The organism is Pseudomonas sp. 910_23 (assembly GCF_052850795.1).
Genome location: NZ_VXCZ01000002.1, coordinates 225,617 through 242,657 on the forward strand (window position 1 = coordinate 225,617; position 17,041 = coordinate 242,657).

Sequence of the window (17,041 nt, forward strand, 5' to 3'; positions counted from 1 at the left end):
CTTTTTTCAGGCGCGATGCGCCTGCATGCAGACTAAAAGAGGCTAGACCCCAGTGGCATTGACGATTCTTGGCCTGTCCGGCGCCCTTAGCCATGATCCTTCCGCAGCCCTGTATATCGACGGCAAGCTGATTGCGGCCGCCGAAGAAGAGCGCTTCGTACGCGACAAACATGCAAAGAACCGCATGCCCTACGAGTCGGCGAAGTTCTGCCTGGAACAGGCTGGCATCAAGCCTTCGGACGTTGACGTGGTGGCGATCCCATTCGCCCCGATCAGCCTGTTCGGCGAGGCACGCTGGCACTACGCCAAGCGCTACTGGTACGCCCCGGACCGCGCCCTCGACGCGATCCTGATGGGTAACCGTCGCTACAAGCGCTATCGCAACAAGATTGTCTGGTGCCTGGAACAACTGGGCTTCGATCCGAAGAAAATCAAGATCGAACCGGTTGAACACCACCTGGCCCACGCTTCCAGCGCCTACCACTGCTCGGGTTTCCAGGAAAAAACCGCGATCCTGGGCATCGACGGCAAAGGTGAGTACGCCACCACGTTCTTCGGCTATGGCGAAAACGGCAAGATCCACAAGATCAAGGAATTCTACGACCCGGATTCTCTCGGCGGCCTGTACGGTGCGATCACCGAGTTCCTCGGTTTCGAGATGCTCGACGGTGAGTTCAAGGTCATGGGCATGGCGCCGTACGGTGATGCCAGCAAGTACGATTTCTCGCGTTTGGCGTCCTTTGAAAACGGCGAGCTGGTGATCAACACCGACTACGCCAACGTCATCGGCCTGCGTCGCTACAAAGAGAAGGGCAAGGGTTTCTACTTCTCGCCAAAACTGATCGAGTGGCTGGGCCCCAAGCGCGAAGGCGACATTGCCGACGAGCCGTACATCCACTACGCCGCCAGTATGCAGGCGTTGTTCGAGAAGCTGGCCTTGCAGATGATCGACCATTACCTGGGCGACATCCTCAAGGACACCGGCAAGCTGGCCTTCGCCGGCGGCTGTGCGCTGAACGTCAAGCTGAACCAGAAGATCATTGCCCGCGATGACGTCAAAGAGTTGTTCGTGCAGCCGGCGTCCGGTGATGCCGGCACGGCTGTCGGCGCGGCCGCCTATGTATCCCACGCTCGTGGTGTACCGGTGGAGAAGATGGAGCACGTGTACCTCGGCCCGTCCTACAGCAACGAAGACGTGATCGCCGCTTGCGCCAAGCACGAGAGCAAGCCGAACTGGCGCAAGATCGAAAACATGCCCAAGCGCATCGCCAAGATCATGGTCGACGGTAACCCGGTGGCCTGGTTTCAGGGCCGCATGGAGTTTGGCCCGCGTGCCTTGGGTGGGCGTTCGATTATTGGCTGCCCAAGCGCCACCGGCGTGGCTGACCGCATCAACCACCAGATCAAGTTCCGCGAGCGCTGGAGGCCTTTCTGCCCGTCGATGCTCGACACCGTGGCCCCGCAGATGATCAAGGTCGATCACCCGGCGCCGTTCATGACCTTCACCTTTGAAGTGTCGGAAGAGTGGAAGACCCGCGTGCCGGAAGTGGTGCATGAAGATGGCACGTCCCGCGCTCAGGTACTCAAGCGCGAATACAACCCGCGCTACTACGACATGATGAAAGAGCTGGAAGTGCTGACCGGCAACGGCGTGTCCCTGAACACCTCGCTCAACCGTCGTGGCGAAGCGATGATCTGCTCGCCGACCGACGCGCTGAACATGTTCTTCGGCTCGGACCTGCAGTACCTGATCATGGAAGACATCCTGGTCGTGAAAGACGGCGTGGACCCTTATGACGCCGTGGTTTAAATGCTGAACCGCTTCCAGGGCTGGCGTGAACGTGGCTGGGCGCCTGTCGAGGCCGAGGTTTACGCCCAGGCCTGGCAGCGTTACGGCGGCAGCGTGGCGACCCACCCTCAGGTTATCGAGCGGTTGGCTGGCCTGGCGCAGATTCCGGTACGCTACCTGGGCTGGGAACAAGGTGGCGAACTCAAGGGGGCGATAGCCACCTGGGGGCGCGATCTGGCTCTCTCCAAGGACGTGCTCAAGCGCACCGGCAAAAAAGGCCTGTTTGACCTGGGCAATGCCGAGGTCATCCTGCCCATTGCCGCCGATGCTCAGTTGCCGCTGCGCCACCGGGCGCGCTACCTGTCGGCCCTTAACGAAGGGCGCGTCAGTACCCTCAAGCCCCAGGCCGAGCAATTGGCCATGGCGCGCACGCCCGAAGAGCTGTCGAAGAAGTTTCGCTACAACCAGCGCCGTGAATTGCGTTTGCTGGAAGAAGCGGGCGGCGTAGCACGGGCGGTCAGTGAGTTCTCCAGCGTGGAGCTGGCGGCGATTTATTGCGATCTGTTCCAGCGTCGCTGGGGGTTCCCGGCGGCTGGTGCGGCGCGTTTGGCCGAGGTGCTGGAGCTGCTCAAGGAGTTTCTGTTCGGCTCGGTGCTGTTTCTCAATGACGCCGCGATTGCGGTGCAATTGGTGTATCAGGTGCAGTCCAATGAATGGTTCAGCGCCGAGTACGTCAACGGCGGCGTCGACCCGCAAACCCGTGCGTTCAGCCCTGGCAGCGTGTTGAGTTTCCTCAATACCCAAAGCGCCTGGGAGCAGGCGCGGGCGGCGAACAAGTCGCTGCGCTTTTCCTTCGGTCGTTCCGACCGTGAGTATAAGGAGCGCTGGTGCAACCCGGTGCCGGTGTTCAGCGTATGAGTCGCAAACAGCAACTGCTCAAGCGCCATCGGCGCAACAAGCGCATCGCGCTGTTGATCGGCTTGGCGGTGCTGGTTGCCACCGGTGTAATGGTGGCCTGGTGGTTGCCGCCGATGTTGGCGGTGTTGCTATGGGCGGCCCATGAAGCGTGGTTTGCCGATCACCTGTTCTACTCGCCCAGCGACCACTATGAGTACGCATTCCCAGCCGGCAGCGAGCAGCCCGGTTTGCGTCTGGAGTCGGGGCGGCTGTTGCTGGATGCGCCGCTGGCGAACGATGAAACCCTGATTATTGGCGTTGAGTTGAAAAGTTCGTGGCTGGGGCGCTTCCTAGACCCGGCGGTGGACCTGTTGGGCCTTGACTCAGCGGACCGCCAAACCTTTGAACGTGGCGTCAACGGGCGTCGCTATCTCAACCTGACCGGCGCTGCACAAGCACTGGCGGCGGGCAACATCAGCTTGCGCGGGCGCTTTTGCCGGATCAAGGGGCAGCCGATTCTGTGGCGTTTCCACCAACCGGACTATCGCCAGCAACGTGTGATGGTGATCGCTCCTCACGCCGACGATGCCGAGCTGGCCGCGTTCAGCCTTTACAGTCAAGCGGCTGAAAGCTGGATCGTGACCCTGACTGCCGGGGAAATCGAAGCCGAGTACTATCAGCAGATGGGTTTGCCCGAGGCCCAAGCATCACGCCTCAAGGGCCGCTTGCGCGCCTGGGACAGCGTTGCCGTGCCGCGTTGGGCCGGGGTGCCCGAAGCACAATGCGTGCAGTTGGGTTACTTCTGCATGCAATTGCAGGCCATGCAGGCTGCGCCGGACCAGCCTCAGGCGTCGCGCGAAGCGGATTTGGCCGACACGCGGCTATTTCGCCAGTTCAACGGCTTTGCCCTGCCGGGAGATGCAGATGGCGCACCGACCTGGCACAACCTGATCGCCGACCTGCGCGCACTGCTGCTCAAGGCGCGCCCTCAGGTGATCGTGTTGCCCACGCCATTGCTGGACCCCCACGCTGACCACATCTGCGCCCATGCGGCGGTGCTTGAAGCTCTGCAGGGCCTGGAGTGGCAGCCCGACACGTTGCTCGGTTATGCCAACCACCTGCATGATAATGACCGCTGGCCCATGGGTGACTCCGGTGCTGGGATGGCGCTGCCGCCACGTTTCGATTCATCGCCCGAGATGGTGCCGTGCAGCTTTGCACTCACCTTGAGCCAGCAGCAGGACAAGGCCATGGCCCTGGGCATGATGCACGACTTGCAGCCGCGCGCGCCGCTCAAGCGCCGGATGCGCAAGTGGTTGCAGCAAGTGCTGGCCGGACGTAGTCCATCGCCTTACGGCGAGAACGAATTCTTTCGCAAAGCCGTGCGTCGTCACGAGCTGCTGTGGGTCCTCAAGCAGGACTGAGAACCTCTCGAAGGCAGGCCAGCGTGGGTCTGCCGCCCATTTTTACCGGGCCTTGCGCCCGTAGCCAGATCGCTGCATGGAGAGTTATGAAGCCGCGTTTCAAGGTTTTGCAGTTACAGCCGGACTACAACGTCAAGACCCATGACTTCGCCGACCTGGGTGAGCAAATCGTCAAATCCCTGCCGCCTGAACGTTTCGAGGTGACCTCCGGATTTCTAAGCGGTCGTCCGCTGCCCGGCCAGCCCCTGAGCGTGGCTGAGCATTCCCACTATTTCGAGCTGCCGGAGAAGTCTCTCAAGGGCATTCGTTTTGGCGCCATGTGGCAGATCTACAAGTATTGCCGCGAGCAGAAGTTCGATGTGGTCATTTGTAACCGCTTCAAATCGGTGAACATGATGCTGTCGCTCAATCGCTGGTTGAAAATCCCTCTGTGCATCGGTATCTCCCACGGTTTTGGCGAATATGCCCGTGGTTACCGTCGGCGTCAGACCCAGCGCTGGGTCAGCCCGGCCTGGCGTTTTGTCGGCGTGTCGGAAGCGGTGAAGGACTACCTGGTGGACCTCAACTGTGGGTTCACCCGTGAAAACACCAGCTACGTCACCAACGCCATCGACATTCCCCAGGCAGAAGCCTTGCAACTGTCCCGTGAGGACGCACGCAAGGCCCTGGGCCTGCCAATGGAAGCACGGATGATCGGCGCTCTGGGCCGCCTGGTGCCGATCAAGGGCCATACTCATCTGCTGCAGGCCTTCGCCACGCTCAAGGATAAATACCCTGAGGCGCAGGTGGGCATCATCGGTTCCGGGCGCGCCGAAGCCGATTTGCGTGCCGATATCGAACGCCTGGGCCTGAACGGTCGTGCGCACTTGCTGGGCTTTCGTGAAGACGGCATGAAGTATGTGCGCGGCTTCGACATCTGGACCATGCCGTCACTGTTCGAGGGCCTGGGCCTGGCGCTGCTGGAAGGCATGAGCGGCCATCTGCCGGTGATTGCCTCCAACGGACCGGCAATGCTGCCCCTGGTGCAGGGCGCGGGTGGGCTGTCCCATGACCCTGGCAACGTCGAGCAGTTGGCTGCAGCCCTGGATACTTATCTGGCACTGAGCGATGAACAGCTGCGCGAAAAGGGTGAAGAGGTGTTCCGCTATCTGGAGGCCAACCACACCCTTGACGAGTTCAAGCACAAGTACCTGACCCTGATTGAAACCGGTTTGCGTGAAGTAGGTAGAGCATGAATCAGCAACAGCCCCTGGTCTCGGTGATCATCGCCTCCTATAACCATGGCCAGTACATCGAACAGAGCATCCTCAGCGTGCTGGGGCAGACCTACCCCAATATCGAACTGTTGGTGGTGGATGACGGTTCCAAGGATGACAGCGTCGAACGCATCCAGCGCTTGCAGGCCGAGCACGGCTTTGATTTCCAGGTGCAGCAGAACCAAGGCCTCAGCGCCACCTTGAACGGTGCGATCGCTCGTGCCAAGGGTAGCCTGATCGCGCCGTTCGGTTCGGATGACATCATGTTGCCGGACCGTCTCGCCACTCAGGTTGCGTACATGGAGGGCAAGCCGAAGGTGGGCATGTGCGCCGGCAATATCGAGCTGATCGACGGTGACGGCAACCTGCACCCGGAGAAGAAGCAACGTCGCGACGTGCCGTTTCGCAGCCTCGACTTCGACGACATATTCCTGGACCGCAAGCCCTTTCCGCCGGCGCCGACCATGCTGATTCGTCGCGACGTACTGAAGGAGGTCGGCGGGTTCGACCCGCAGATTCCCCTGGAGGACTTGCTGATCCAGCTGAAGATCACGGCGGCGGGCTATACCATCGACGCTTTGGGTGTGGTGATGGCCAAATATCGCCAGCACGCTACCAACACGTACAAGAACCACCGTTACATGATCCAGAACATTCTCAAGACTTACGCATTGTTCAGCGATCACCCGGCCTATGATCAGGTGCGCTACAACTTCCTGAACTCAATGTTCCTCAAGACCGCCGACCGCGACCGCCCGTTGGCGCGCGAGATTCTCAAGCAGATCCCGTTGAAGTTCTGGGGGCGCAAGACCTTGCGTGGGTTGGTGAGGTTGTATCTGGCGCCGCTCAGGAACTGAAACGGCGCCATCCCTCCTGCTACAGGCCCTGTACCTGCTCGCGGATTTTCGCAGTGGCGGCCGGGCTTGCCACCGAGGCATACCCTTTGACCAGTTGTTCGAAATGCGTTTCGAACAGCCAGTTGTGGTCTTGTGGGTAGCGCTGCATGTGACGCAGGTTACGTTGGCGCAGCGCGTAACGAAGTGAAGAGGGGTAGATGCGCAGGTCAGCGATGTCGATCAGGCCGAACTCGCCATCGTCCATCAACAACACATTGCCCAGGTGCAACGAGCGAAAGTACACCCCTCGCTCGTGCAACTGCGCCATGAACCGGCCAAAACGCTCCACCAGTGATTCGCGCAGGCTGCTGTCCAGGCTTTGCAACGCCTGGCGTAAAGTCAGGCCGGGCAGGGGGGTGTAGGTGACGGCACTGCTGGCATCGGGCAAACGATACAGCCCGAGGATTTGCGGAGCGGGGATCCCCAGGGTACGCAGTTGCTCGCTGTTGCTGGCAAAGCGCTCGGAATAGGGGTTGAAACTGCCGGAGGTGTACCAGCGGCGGGGGCGGAACAGCTTGAGGAAATTACCGTCTTGCAGGCGCAGTACTTTGGGGCCCAGGCCATCGGCTTCAATGACATGGGCGTTGCTGCACAGCTGCTCGAAAGCCGGGGCCTTGATGTTCTGTACCGGCATGCGCAGCAGGCTGCGGTGGCGCTGGGCGAGGCTCAGACCTGTGATAATTGCCAACGGAATCCAGAGTACGAACCAATGTTCCTTGGGCCGCGACAGAATGCCGCCGCCTTCGGTCAGGCCAGCGCCGATGCCATAGGCCAGCAGCGACGATGCCAGGATGAACAACGGCTGCGCGCGCTCCTTCAGGCCCTTGTACAGGCCCCACCCGAGCATGAAGATCCACGGAATAAAGCCGATGATACCGACGTAGTAGAGCACCCCGAGCGCAAAGCTGTGGGGTTCGCGCAGTTGGTCGCCATCTGCCAGGGTCAGAAACAGTTCGGAGTCGTAACTGTGACCGATCCACGGGTGTTCCGCGATAAGCCGCAACGACATGCTCCACAGTTCAAGGCGGAATGAGCTGCCTCGTTCAGTGATCGATTCGGGGTAGAGCACCAGGAGCGCGACGGCACCCAGGACCATACCGCCGAGAAGCAATGCCGAGCGGCGGTTGCGGCTGACAAAGCTCATCCACAGGATCGCCAGCGTCAACGCCACCAGCGGCGTGCGTGAGCCGGTCGCCAGCACCGCCGCCGTCATGATCGCCAGGGCCGGTACGCTGAACCACAATACCTTCAAGCGCTGGGTGGTCATGCAGGCGTACAGCCAATACACAGTGAAAAAACCAAAAAGGTGCGAACTGAGCAACGGGTTGTCGAGGGCGCCAAGGCCGCCGATCATGCGCATGCCGGGCTGGAATGATTTGACGAACACCACCAGGTTGCACAGGCTTACCACCAGCGCAATGACGGCGGCACCAAAGAAGATCGGCTTGAACAGTTCATTACGGTAATGCAGCAGGAGCCCGCAGCCGCCAAACAGCATGAAGGTATTGAGCGGCCGCTTGAAAAGGTCGGTATCGGAACTGGGCTCAGGGCTCCAGAGCAGGCTGGCCAAGGCCCAGGCGGAAAAGGCTAGAAAGGCGATAGCCAGGGGCTCTCGTAGCAGATCCCTGAGCTCCCGGGGGCGCATGCACAGTAAAAACAAGGTCGGTACGCTGAACAGGATGTAGACGATCCGGTGCAGGACATTACGATTGCCGACGAAGAAAAGTGCACTCAGGAGCAGCAGCAAGCCAACAGGTAAAATCCAAAGGACCAGGAAGTCGAAAACGCGGTTTGAGCCATAGATAAGGCGCTTGGAGTGCATACAGTAGAGCCATTCCACAAATAGAAAGCCAACCATCTTAAGCTAGTGGCTATGTAATGTCGCCGGTCAGATCCAACCGGGCCGCGGGTATACCGGGTGCAAGTACAACAGAGAAGCTGTGCTAAAGTCAGCCTCCTTTTTCAAAACGCCGCGTGATATGACCGACTCCAGTCCGAGCGCAAGCCCTTCGAGCTTGAAAATATACTTCCGCCTGCTCAGTTACGTTAAGCCCTACATGGGCTTGTTCGCGTTGAGTATCCTTGGGTTTCTGATTTTCGCGTCGACCCAACCGATGCTGGGTTACATCCTCAAGTACTTTGTAGACGGCCTTTCCAATCCGGAAGCCGTGTTGTTCCCCACCGTACCCTTCCTGCGCGATCTGCAACTGCTGCAGGCGGTGCCGCTGCTGATCATCCTGATCGCGGCCTGGCAGGGCCTGGGTTCGTTCCTGGGCAACTATCTGTTGGCCAAGGTCTCCCTGGGGCTGGTCCATGACCTGCGGGTGCAGTTGTTCAACAACTTGCTGACGCTGCCCAACCGTTACTTCGATAACCACAACTCCGGGCACCTGATTTCCCGCATCACCTTCAACGTGACCATGGTCACGGGTGCGGCAACCGATGCCATCAAGGTGGTAATTCGCGAAGGCATGACGGTGATCTTCCTGTTCGCCTCCCTGCTGTACATGAACTGGCGCCTGACGCTGGTCATGATCGCGATCCTGCCGTTGATTGCGGTAATGGTCAGCACCGCCAGCAAGAAATTCCGCAAGCAGAGCAAGAAGATCCAGGTGGCCATGGGCGACGTGACCCACGTGGCCTCGGAAACCATCCAGGGCTACCGCGTAGTGCGAAGCTTTGGTGGCGAAGTCTACGAAGAGAAGCGCTTTTTCAAGGCCAGCCAGAGCAACACCAACAAGCAACTGCGCATGACTCGCACCGGGGCGATCTACACCCCGGCGCTGCAGTTGGTGATCTACTCCGCCATGGCTGTGCTGATGTTCCTGGTCCTGTATCTGCGTGGCGATGCCTCGGCGGGTGACATGGTGGCCTACATCACCCTGGCTGGCTTGTTGCCCAAGCCGATCCGTCAGCTCTCGGAGGTCAGTTCGACCATCCAGAAAGGTGTTGCGGGCGCCGAGAGCATCTTTGAACAGCTGGACGAAGACGTTGAGGTCGACCACGGCACCATCGAGCGCGACAAGGTCAATGGCCGCCTGGAAGTGCGCAATCTGAACTTCACCTACCCAGGCACCGAACGCCATGTGCTCAAGGACATCAGCTTCACCGCCGAGCCTGGGCAGATGATCGCTCTGGTGGGCCGTTCAGGCAGCGGCAAGTCGACCCTGGCCAGCCTGATCCCGCGTTTCTACCACCATGAAAGCGGTGAGATCCTGCTCGATGGCGTAGAGATCGAAGACTACAAGCTGCTCAACCTGCGCAAGCATATTGCTCAGGTCACCCAGCACGTGACCCTGTTCAGCGACACCGTAACCAACAACATCGCCTACGGCGACCTGGCCGGTGCGCCTCGCGCCGACGTTGAAGCGGCGGCGGCGGATGCCAATGCCAAGGACTTCATCGACCAGTTACCCAAAGGCTTCGATACCCAGGTCGGTGAGAACGGCGTGCTGTTGTCCGGCGGCCAGCGTCAGCGCCTGGCGATTGCGCGCGCCTTGCTCAAGAATGCGCCGCTGCTGATTCTCGACGAGGCCACTTCGGCCCTTGATACCGAGTCCGAGCGGCATATCCAGGCGGCACTGGACAAAGTCATGCAAGGCCGTACGACCTTGGTGATCGCGCACCGATTGTCGACTATCGAGAAAGCCGACCTGATTCTGGTGATGGATGACGGGCGGATTGTCGAGCGCGGCACCCACGGCGAGTTGCTGGCGCAGAACGGCTATTACGCTCGCCTGCATGCCATGGGGCTGGATGCGCCAGTAGCGGCTGACATCACCTGATCCAGCAGCGACACAGAGCTAATGTAGGGGGCTTGCCTCCGATAGCGGTGGATCAGCCGGCATTTGTGCAAGCTGATACACCGCCATCGGGGGCAAGCCCCCTTCCACATTTGGCCTGCAGTGCGCGCAAGCGACCGCAAACCCTGTGCTAATATCGCGCCCCTGTTCATTTTGTATGTGGGTTGCTCCATGAAGTTGTCCATGCCGCGATTCAATCAAGCCGCTGTCTTGGTGGTCGGCGATGTCATGCTCGACCGTTACTGGCATGGTGGTACCTCACGGATTTCCCCTGAGGCTCCGGTGCCGGTCGTCAAGGTCGAGCAAATCGAAGACCGCCCGGGTGGCGCAGCCAACGTCGCGCTCAATATTGCCGCCCTCGGCGCCCCGGCCTCCCTGGTGGGTGTGACCGGCGACGACGAAGCTGCCGAAAGCCTGGCCAACAGTCTGCAGGGGGCCGGTGTGCGTGCACTGTTCCAGCGCATCGCTCATCAGCCGACGATCGTCAAGCTGCGGGTCATGAGCCGTCACCAGCAATTGCTGCGTATCGATTTTGAAGAGCCCTTCGCCACCGACGCCCTGGCCCTCGGCGACCAGGTCGAGGCGCTGCTCGAAGGTATCAAGGTGCTGGTATTGTCCGACTACGGCAAAGGCGCCTTGCAGAATCACCAGGTGCTGATCCAGGCCGCCAAGGCTCGCAACATTCCGGTACTCGCCGATCCCAAGGGCAAGGATTTCTCGGTGTATCGAGGCGCCAGCCTGCTCACGCCTAACCTCAGTGAGTTCGAAACCATCGTCGGCGGTTGTGCCGATGAGCACGAACTGGTGAGCAAGGGCGCGGCGCTGATGGCCGAGCTTGATCTGGGCGCCTTGCTGGTGACCCGTGGCGAGCACGGCATGACCCTGCTGCGACCTGACCATCCGGCCATGCACCTGCCGGCGCGGGCCCGTGAAGTGTTCGACGTTACCGGTGCCGGTGACACCGTGATTTCCACCCTGGCGGCGTCTATCGCGGCCGGTGAGGAACTGCCCCACGCCGTGGCCCTGGCCAACCTGGCGGCGGGCATTGTGGTGGGCAAGCTGGGTACCGCGGCCATCAGCGCACCGGAGTTGCGCCGTGCGATTCAGCGCTCCGAAGGCTCGGAGCGCGGCGTGCTGGGCCTGGAGCAGTTGCTGCTGGCGATTGACGATGCACGTGCCCATAACGAAAGCATTGTGTTCACCAACGGTTGCTTTGACATCCTGCACGCCGGGCATGTGACGTACCTGGAGCAGGCGAGTGCCCAAGGCGATCGCTTGATTGTCGCGGTCAACGATGATGCTTCGGTTAGCCGCCTGAAGGGGCCGGGCCGTCCGATCAACAGTGTTGACCGGCGCATGGCGGTGCTGGCGGGCCTGGGCGCGGTGGACTGGGTGATCAGCTTCTCCGAGGATACTCCGCAAAATCTGCTGGCCCAGGTCAAGCCTGACGTGCTGGTAAAGGGTGGTGACTATACCGTCGACCAGGTCGTGGGGGCGGATATCGTCAGCGCCTACGGCGGTAAGGTCAAAGTGCTGGGCCTAGTTGAAAACAGCTCAACCACCGCTATCGTCGAGAAGATCCGTAATAATGATTGATACTAAAAAGTGGGTTCTGATCACTGGCGGCGCTGGCTTCATCGGCTCACATTTGGTTGATGCGCTGCTTGCTGGAGGCTATTGGGTCCGCGTGCTGGATAACCTGTCCACTGGCAAGCGAAGCAATTTGCCGCTCGATAACGAGCGAGTCGAACTGCTTGAAGGTGACGTCGCCAATGCCGAAGAGGTGGCGCGGGCCCTTGTTGGTGTGACGGCGGTGGTGCACTTGGCGGCTGTAGCTTCGGTGCAAGCATCGGTGGATGATCCCGTCAGCACCCATCAGAGCAATTTCGTCGGCACCTTGAATGTCTGCGAAGGTATGCGCAAGGCCGGTGTGAAGCGTGTGGTATTTGCCTCCAGCGCAGCTGTGTATGGCAACAATGGTGAAGGTGCTTCGATTGACGAGCAGACAGCTAAAGCCCCATTGACGCCCTATGCTTCGGACAAGTTGGCTGGCGAGTACTATTTTGATTTTTACCGCCGCCAGCATGGGCTGGAGCCGGTGATTTTTCGTTTCTTCAATATTTTCGGACCCCGCCAGGATCCGTCATCGCCGTACTCCGGCGTGATCAGCATCTTTAGCGAGCGTGCCCAGCGTGGCTTGCCTATCACCGTGTACGGCGATGGTGAGCAGACCCGCGATTTCATGTATGTGGAAGATCTAGTCAATGTGCTGGTGCAGGCCGTTGAAGTGCCAGACGCTCCCTTGGGGGCCATTAACGTCGGCTGGAGCCGCACCACCACCCTCAGGCAGGTTCTGCAGGCGCTGGAAGAGGCCTTGGGCTCGTTGCCTGCTGTGACATATGAAGCGGCGCGCTCGGGCGATATTCGGCATTCAAAGGCGAATAACCAACGGTTGTTGGCCAGTTTCACGCCGCCCGAGCCTACCCCGTTGAAAGTGGGGCTGGAGCGCCTGTTGAACAGCTGACGGTTTTACCTGCATGAGCCGAGGTGGACAGAACCGTCCTCCTCGCGCCTCAATTAAAGGTTAGCGCATCAGCTCCTGATGTTTTTCTTAGGTACGATCTTGCGCAGCATCTGCCGCGCCTTGCCGGTCAGGCGCTTGAGTTTCGAGTCCTTTTCCGGCTCTGCCAGGCCTTGCTGGCGCAGCCAATCCTTCCAGCGAATCCGCTCATCGCGCACCAGCCAGCCCTCTTGCTGGGCAAAGCTTTCTGCCAGGTACAAACCGCGTGTGCTGGCCGGGTACAGCTGATCTTTCTTGACGGTATACAGTTCGGCCAACGGCTCGCCGTCTTTCAATGGCATCAGGTACAGATCCGGACGCTGACGATCCAGGCGCGCCACCAGTTGGTCACCTTCCAGGCGTTCATCCACATGGAACAAGCTGAGGGACTTGGCTTCCTTTGGCACTTCCAGGCGCAGGTCATAAATCAATTGCAGCGATGCCGTCGGCAGGTGCACATAGGCCCGTGGGCGCTCGATCAGTTGCGTGGTGGCGCAGCGTACCGGGCGTGCGGCGCCGGACAGGGGGCTCAGGCGAAACGGTAGGGCTTCGCGGTAATGCAGGGCGGCGGAGTAGGGCGCCGGTAGCCAGGTGTCATTGAAGCGCCCGCCAAGCCAGCCTTCAGGCGTCTCCAGCAGGCACTCTTCGGCAATTTCCTGGATCGCGGTATGCAGCGGCAGGTTCAGTTCATGGGCCGGTACGTAGCCGGAGATCAGCTTGAGCACCACATCGCCGCGGTCCTGACGACGCTGGCGCACCAGCACCCAGTAATCCTTGTTTTGCCAGTGCAGTGTCAGGCGCACCGAGACGCCGAGGTTCGCCAGTTCCAGGGCGAAGCGTTCGGCATCCGGCACCTCCACCGGCTTGCGCCGTTGCAGGGTCTGGGCAAAGTTGAGCGGCATGCCGACGCTCTGGTAGCTCAGGCCTTCGGGGGTGGCCTCTACGTGCAGCGGCAGTGTCTTGAAGTTACTGGGGTTCTTTCTTATGAGCGTACGCGGCATGTCGGCTCCTTTGTGCGACGGGGTCGGCCGCGTGGGCGGCATCAGAGTTGACGGATGACTCGGGCAGCGGTTGCCACGTTATGGGCCAGGTGCAGCGGATTAATGGTCCCGACAATAGCACTGGCGACGCCCGTTTGCGCAAACAACAGCTGGAAACTGGCATGAATTGGATCCATTCCTGGCTCCAGGCACACGTGACCGCTGGCCAGGGCTTTTTTTACCAGGATGCCCTTGCCATGGGTGGTCGCGTAATCGATCACGGCTTTCTCGGCCTGTTCATTGAGGTTGTAGGTGACCATCGCGCAATCGCCCTGTTCCAGGGCCTTTATGCCGCCTTCGACGGTTTTGCCGGAGAAGCCGAAACCGCCGATCTTGCCGTCCTTCTTCAGTTGGGCCAGGGTCTGGTAAACCTCGCAGTCGTTGAGGATGTGCAAGTCGTTACCGTCGGAGTGCACCAGCACCAAATCGATAAAATCCGTTTCAAGGCGTTTCAGGCTGCGTTCGATCGACATTCGCGTATGGGCCGCGCTGAAGTCGTGACGGGACACGCCATCGGCAAACTCTTCGCCGACCTTGCTGACAATCACCCAGTCGTTGCGCTGGCCACGCAGCAACGGGCCCAGGCGTTCCTCACTCATGCCGTAGGCGGGGGCGGTGTCGATCAGGTTGATGCCCAGCTCGCGAGCCTGGCGCAGCAGCATTCGCGCCTCGTCGTCGCCGGGAATCTGAAAGCCGCTGGGGTATTTGACCCCCTGGTCGCGGCCCAGCTTGACGGTGCCCAGTCCCAATGGCGACACCAGCAGGCCGGTGCTGCCCAACGGGCGATGCAGGTCGTGCAGGGTTGGCAGGCTCATGGCAACAGTTGCTCCCAGGCGGGTTGGCCGATAGCCGGTTTTGGCAGTTCGGGCAGTGGGGTGCTGGCGCCGGGGCGAATGCCGTCTCGCTCCAGAGCGTGGAGGACGCGGTCGGCGAAGTCCGGTGCCAGGGCCAGTTTGGTCGGCCAACCGACCAGCAGGCGGCCGTCTTCGGCCAGAAAGGCGTTGTCGGGCCGGCTCAGCCCCGATTGCAGCGGCTCGGCGCGCTCCACCCGCAGGGTCGCCCACCGGGTCTGGCTCATGTCGATCCAGGGCAGCAGGTGCGCCAGCTCTTTCTGGGCGGTGGCAATTTGTTCGTCAGGCGTACGCGCCACGCCATCGGCCTCGGCGATATCCCCGCCCAGGTACCACACCCAGTTGCCATCGGCGGCCGGGTGGGTGGTTACGGTGATGCGTGGCTTGGTACCGCCGCCCAGGCAATGGGCATACAGCGGCTTCAGGCCCGGGCCTTTGGCGATGATCATATGCAACGGGCGTTTTTGCATGGCCGGCTGGCTCAGGCCCAGGGCCGCGAGCAGGTCAGCGGTACCGGCGCCGGCGCTCAGCACGATGCGCTGGGCACGGATCTCGCGGCCATCGACCTTCAAGCCCACCAGCGTATTACCGTCCAGCAACGGCTCGATGTGCTGGCCTGCGAGCAAGCCGTCACCCGCCAGTTGCGCCAGGCGTTCGATCAGGCTCGGTACGTCAACCACCAACTCCGCCAGACGATAGACCTTGCCCTTGAAGCGGCGGTCTTGCAGGGCAGCAGGCAGCTCTTCGCCCTTGACCTGATCAACGCGGCCGCGCACGGCCTTGCTGGCAAAAAAGCTGGTGAGGTTGCCGGCGAGGGTGCCCGGGGACCACAAATAATGCGCTTGGGACAACACGCGCACACCAGACAGATCCAGCTCACCGTCACCCGCAAGGGCTTCACGCCAGCGCCGCGGCATGTCGGCAATGGCTTCGGAGGCGCCGGTGAGGGCGCCATGCAGGGCGTATTTCGCACCGCCGTGAATGATCCCCTGGGACTTCACGCTTTGCCCGCCGCCCAGGCTGGCGCTTTCTACCAGTACCGTGGAAAACCCCTGGCGGCGCAGGCGCGCATTGAGCCAGAGCCCGGCAACCCCGGCGCCGACAATCAGAACGTCGGTGGAAATAACGGATGGCATCGGCGACCTCAGTGTTCAAGACAAGAGGCGCAGTATACAGGCTGTTGAGTGACGGTCAGTGCCCGGCGGTTTTCGAGAACAGCTGAATCACCACCACGCCCAGCACGATCAGGCCCATGCCCAGCATCGCCGGCACATCCAGCTTCTGCCCGTAGATGAACAGCGCCGCGACACTGACCATCACAATCCCCAGCCCTGCCCAGACCGCGTAAGCCACGCCCACGGGCACGGTGCGCACCACCAGGGTGAGCATCCAGAACGCTACGCCATAACCCGCGATCATCAGCAGCAGCGGGATCGGTGTGCTCAAGCCTTTGACCGCTTTCATGGAGACGGTGGCGATCACTTCCGAGCAAATGGCAATGGCCAGGTAGCAGTAGGCGGCGTTCATGGGGCAATCCTCAAGGTGAAGCTGGTTTGATAAGGTCGGCATTCTAGAGGTTCAACAGATGCGGTAAAGTCATTACCTATCCGAATTCAAGATAGGTTCAACCATGAGCGTGCAGTGGGATCTGGAACAGATGCGCCTGTTTGTCAGCGTTGCCGAGCAGCGTTCGTTCTCTGCCGTAGCGCGCGGGCAACGCAAGGCGCAATCGGCGGTCAGCAATGGCATCGCCCTGCTGGAGGCGGACCTGGGCGTCAGCCTGTTTGAACGTAGTAGCGGCCGCCAGCCACGCCTGACCGAAGCCGGCAGCGTGTTGCTGGAAGAAGCACGTGAAGTGCTGCGCCAATGCGAGCGGCTTAACGGCCGGGCGCTGTCCCTCACCCGCGGCGAGGAAGCCTGCCTGCGGCTGGCCCAGGATGAGGCGATGTTGTTTCAGCCGGTGCTCGACAGCCTGGAGGCGCTGGCGGTGCAATACCCGCTCCTGGAAGTGCAGCTGTCCAGCGCCGCCCAGGGCGATGTGGCGCGCAAGCTGGTGGAGCGCCAGGCGGACCTTGGATTGTTGTTCTATCACGACCAAATCCCGGAGGCCCTTGAGCGGCGGGTAGTGGGCAGTGTGGAAATGGTCACGGTATGCGGGGTGAATCATGCGCTGGCCAAGGAAACTTACGTGACTTGCCAGCATTTGGCCCAGCATCGGCAGTTGCTGATGTCGACCCAGACCAGCGTCTATCCCGGCAGCGAAGCGGCCAGCCCTCTGGTGTGGCGCGCCGACAGCTTCTACGTATTGGCCGAATGGCTGATGAGCGGCCTGGGCTGGGCCTGGCTGCCTCGGCACATCGTGCAATACCCGACCTACCAACAACAGATGGTCGAGTTAGCCAGCGAATGGACACCGCCGGCGCTGGTCGTGGAACTGGTATGGAGGCGCGATGAGCATCTGGGGCCCGCCGCTCGCTTCCTGGCCAAACGATTTGCCGAGTGCTTGCAGGCGATCGACTGAAAAA

At 60.9% G+C, this 17,041-nt stretch carries 14 protein-coding genes; 9 read left to right on the top strand and 5 right to left on the bottom strand.

The annotated features are described in order from the left end of the window. Positions 1-52: 52 nt before the first annotated feature. The 5 genes from FW800_RS03160 to FW800_RS03180 all read left to right on the top strand — a co-directional run bounded on the left by FW800_RS03160 (position 53) and on the right by FW800_RS03180 (position 6,223). Entirely contained in the window at positions 53-1,810 is a 1,758-nt protein-coding gene (locus FW800_RS03160; RefSeq protein WP_003187998.1) for a carbamoyltransferase family protein, read from the top strand. Then, positions 1,811-2,707 carry a GNAT family N-acetyltransferase gene (locus FW800_RS03165; RefSeq protein WP_078820129.1) on the top strand — a complete coding sequence of 299 codons (897 nt, stop codon included), beginning with the start codon at positions 1,811-1,813 and terminating at the stop codon, positions 2,705-2,707. It abuts the gene before it with no gap. Further along, the gene (locus FW800_RS03170; protein ID WP_446436951.1) at positions 2,704-4,110 is read left to right on the top strand and encodes a PIG-L family deacetylase; all 1,407 of its coding nucleotides are present in this window, start codon (positions 2,704-2,706) and stop codon (positions 4,108-4,110) included. Before FW800_RS03165 ends, FW800_RS03170 begins: the two co-directional genes overlap by 4 nt. A gap of 86 nt (positions 4,111-4,196) precedes the next feature. Continuing rightward, positions 4,197-5,345, top strand: a complete 1,149-nt coding sequence (locus tag FW800_RS03175; protein WP_032878257.1) for a glycosyltransferase family 4 protein — start codon at positions 4,197-4,199, stop codon at positions 5,343-5,345. Then, positions 5,342-6,223, top strand: a complete 882-nt coding sequence (locus FW800_RS03180) for a glycosyltransferase (protein ID WP_446436952.1) — start codon at positions 5,342-5,344, stop codon at positions 6,221-6,223. Before FW800_RS03175 ends, FW800_RS03180 begins: the two co-directional genes overlap by 4 nt. Positions 6,224-6,242: 19 nt before the next feature. Here the strand turns inward: FW800_RS03180 and FW800_RS03185 are convergent, their stop codons facing one another. Then, a complete protein-coding gene (locus FW800_RS03185; RefSeq protein WP_446436953.1) occupies positions 6,243-8,084 on the bottom strand; it encodes an O-antigen ligase family protein in 1,842 nt (613 codons plus the stop codon). A 157-nt stretch (positions 8,085-8,241) separates the two neighbouring features. Here FW800_RS03185 and msbA point away from each other — a divergent pair, with 157 nt between their 5' ends. The 3 genes from msbA to FW800_RS03200 all read left to right on the top strand — a co-directional run bounded on the left by msbA (position 8,242) and on the right by FW800_RS03200 (position 12,589). Continuing rightward, the gene (msbA, locus tag FW800_RS03190) at positions 8,242-10,047 is read left to right on the top strand and encodes a lipid A export permease/ATP-binding protein MsbA (protein ID WP_032878254.1); all 1,806 of its coding nucleotides are present in this window, start codon (positions 8,242-8,244) and stop codon (positions 10,045-10,047) included. Between the two features lie 189 nt (positions 10,048-10,236). Next, positions 10,237-11,661, top strand: coding sequence for a bifunctional D-glycero-beta-D-manno-heptose-7-phosphate kinase/D-glycero-beta-D-manno-heptose 1-phosphate adenylyltransferase HldE (gene hldE / locus FW800_RS03195; RefSeq protein ID WP_005784159.1), 1,425 nt, complete (start codon positions 10,237-10,239; stop codon positions 11,659-11,661). Further along, on the top strand, positions 11,654-12,589 hold the full coding sequence (locus FW800_RS03200; RefSeq protein WP_446436954.1) for an NAD-dependent epimerase/dehydratase family protein: 936 nt from the start codon (positions 11,654-11,656) through the stop codon (positions 12,587-12,589). The genes hldE and FW800_RS03200 overlap by 8 nt, the downstream gene beginning before the upstream one ends. A 68-nt stretch (positions 12,590-12,657) precedes the next feature. Here FW800_RS03200 and FW800_RS03205 read toward each other — a convergent pair whose 3' ends face one another. From FW800_RS03205 to FW800_RS03220, 4 genes are read right to left on the bottom strand one after another with little or no spacing between them, the layout of a single operon-like run. Beyond that, positions 12,658-13,626 carry a hypothetical protein gene (locus tag FW800_RS03205; protein WP_005784162.1) on the bottom strand — a complete coding sequence of 323 codons (969 nt, stop codon included), beginning with the start codon at positions 13,624-13,626 and terminating at the stop codon, positions 12,658-12,660. A 41-nt stretch (positions 13,627-13,667) separates the two neighbouring features. Then, positions 13,668-14,480 carry an aldo/keto reductase gene (locus FW800_RS03210; protein WP_446436955.1) on the bottom strand — a complete coding sequence of 271 codons (813 nt, stop codon included), beginning with the start codon at positions 14,478-14,480 and terminating at the stop codon, positions 13,668-13,670. Further along, a complete protein-coding gene (locus tag FW800_RS03215; RefSeq protein WP_032878248.1) occupies positions 14,477-15,652 on the bottom strand; it encodes an NAD(P)/FAD-dependent oxidoreductase in 1,176 nt (391 codons plus the stop codon). The genes FW800_RS03210 and FW800_RS03215 overlap by 4 nt, the downstream gene beginning before the upstream one ends. 55 nt (positions 15,653-15,707) lie before the next feature. After that, on the bottom strand, positions 15,708-16,043 hold the full coding sequence (locus tag FW800_RS03220; protein ID WP_005784167.1) for a DMT family transporter: 336 nt from the start codon (positions 16,041-16,043) through the stop codon (positions 15,708-15,710). Positions 16,044-16,146: 103 nt separating this feature from the next. On the opposite strand from FW800_RS03220, the gene FW800_RS03225 reads away from it, so the two are divergent. Continuing rightward, entirely contained in the window at positions 16,147-17,037 is an 891-nt protein-coding gene (locus tag FW800_RS03225) for a LysR family transcriptional regulator (protein WP_032878246.1), read from the top strand. Positions 17,038-17,041 lie beyond the last annotated feature (4 nt).